Source organism: Streptomyces sp. NPDC005866 (genome assembly GCF_040629895.1).
Classification (GTDB): Bacteria; Actinomycetota; Actinomycetes; order Streptomycetales; family Streptomycetaceae; genus Streptomyces.
Genome location: NZ_JBEXWP010000057.1, coordinates 1 through 2,172, shown reverse-complemented (window position 1 = coordinate 2,172; position 2,172 = coordinate 1). Strand labels below are relative to the sequence as shown.

1 protein-coding gene is annotated in these 2,172 nt (G+C 66.1%); it reads right to left on the bottom strand.

The genetic code is table 11. The features are described 5' to 3' along the window. Positions 1 to 113 precede the first annotated feature (113 nt). Positions 114 to 1,586, bottom strand: a complete 1,473-nt coding sequence (gene ltrA, locus ABZ396_RS40670) for a group II intron reverse transcriptase/maturase (protein WP_358927074.1) — start codon at positions 1,584 to 1,586, stop codon at positions 114 to 116. Between the last annotated feature and the right edge of the window lie 586 nt (positions 1,587 to 2,172).

Genomic DNA, 2,172 nt, shown 5'->3' with positions numbered 1-2,172 from the left:
GTTGAGTCGGCCCGCAGCGCGGTGCCGGTGTTGCCACCGGTCCGTTTCTGCGGGCCGCTCGCCGAACCCGGCGTGCGCGTTTCCACGCACCGGGCTCTCCACGGTCTCTGCCGTCAGGCGTGGTTGGCCACGGTCCAGGGATTTGGGATCGTGTTGCCGCGGTACCGGTATCGCTCGGTTGGCACCCGGCCGAGGTTGAACAGTTCGATCCCGTCTGACGAAGGCATTCGCCACCGGCCGGTGTGGTCGGTGAGGTGCCTTCGCAGATCGGTCCAGCTCCAGCGGTGCAGCCGCATCCACCACCGAGCAACCCGCCGCCAGACGAAAATGGCGAGGGTTTGCATGGTGCTCTTGGCGACTGCGTATCTGAAGTAGTTGGACCAGCCGCGCATGATCCGGTTGAGCCGTCTCAGCACGTCCCTGGGTGGCTGTTGCGACAACCTGTGTGTCAGGGCACGGATCTTGTCCTTCAAGGACCGGACGGGCCGGTCGGCGATGAAGGTGTAGACGTACCACTTGTCCGTACCTCGCTTGCGTTTCCACTGGAGGCGGAACCCAAGGAAGTCGAACCCTTCGCTCATGTGCGCGACGCGGGTCTTGGCTTCGGAGAACCGAAGTCCCAGCGGTGCTAGCACATCAGCGATTTCCTCGCGCAGGGATTTCGCATCGTCACAGCTGCCGAACACGAGCACGACGAAATCGTCTGCGTAGCGGACGATCCGCCAGTTCGGCAGTCCCCTCCGGCGACGGAGGGCGCGACTTACGGGGCTGCCCATCGCCGCGCCCGGCCGCCACGGCCCGTGGGCGTGCTCATCGAGCGCGCTCAGGGCGATGTTGGCCAGCAGCGGGGACAGGATCCCTCCTTGCGGCGTGCCAGTCGGGTTGTCCTCGAAGTGGCCGGTTTCGGTCATCACCCCGGCCTTGAGGAACGCCTTGACCAGCATCAGCACATGCTTGTCCTTCACCCGAGTCCGCACCCGGTCCATGAGGGCCGTGTGGTCGATCGAGTCAAAACACGCTTCGATATCCGCATCCAGCACCCAGCGGTAGCCTTTGGTGCCGAAGTACTGAATCTCCGCGACTGCATCGTGTGCCCGTCGCTTCGGCCGGAACCCGTATGAGACAGGCAGGAAGCCGGCCTCGAAGATCGGCTCCAGCACCAGCTTCAGCGCCGCCTGAACCACCCGGTCCGCAATGGTCGGGATTCCCAGCTTCCGGACCTTTCCGCTGCCACCCGGCTTGGGGATCTTGCGTTCCCGCACCGGAAGCGGACGAAACGATCCGTCCTTCACCTGGGTTCGCAGGTCGTCCAGGAACCCGGACACCCCGGCGATCTCCTCAATATCGGCGGCGGTCAGGCCGTCGACTCCGGGAGTTTTCGCGCCGGTGTTGCCCGCGACCCGGTCGAACGCCACCAGCAGCGTCGCCGGATCGTGCACGAAGTTGAACAGGTCGTCGAACCTGCGGCCGGGATCGGCCGCCGCCCAACGGTGAAGCTTGGCCTGCATCCTCGATACCCGGGCGCGCGGACCCACCGGGTCCGTCGCGTCCGCGGCGCCGATGTTCACCGGCGCGTCTTTCGACATTGCAGCCTCCTTCCCTTCTCGAAACCGCTGCCGTCCTTCCCCATGCGCCGGGCTTTCCCCGGCTCGGAGTACTACGACGGCTCCGCCCCATCCCGGCCCGGTCAGCGGTCGGTGCGCTCAGCCACCCTGCCGGGCTGGCAGCCCGGCCGGATGGCAAGACCCGGATGGTTCCCGTGTTCACTGTGATTCGCTCGACGGAGGAGGAGCCCGACTCTGCCCCTGCGGCATCACCACGGTTACCCCGCAGCACTTCACCGTGGTCTCCCGGCCAGCCGTCCTATCCGGCCCAGGAGTTACCCGCCGAATTCCGGTGGGTGCGCACCGCCCCCGGCCCATATCCACCAGATTCGAGCCGGTGCAAGATGAAGGGACGTAAACGCCGGTTCCTCTCGTACTCCTTTCCGTCCCGCTCGCCGGACCCGCACCATCTGGCAGTGCTGATACGTCCCGGCTTTGTCAGGGCTGCTTCCCGCCCTCACCGGCACCACCCGGATCAGACTGCCCTCAGCTCCACCGTCCTGCTGCGACAGGATCAGCGACGAAGGTCTCCCACCTCCGTTCGAATCACCAGCGCCTCACGGCGCAC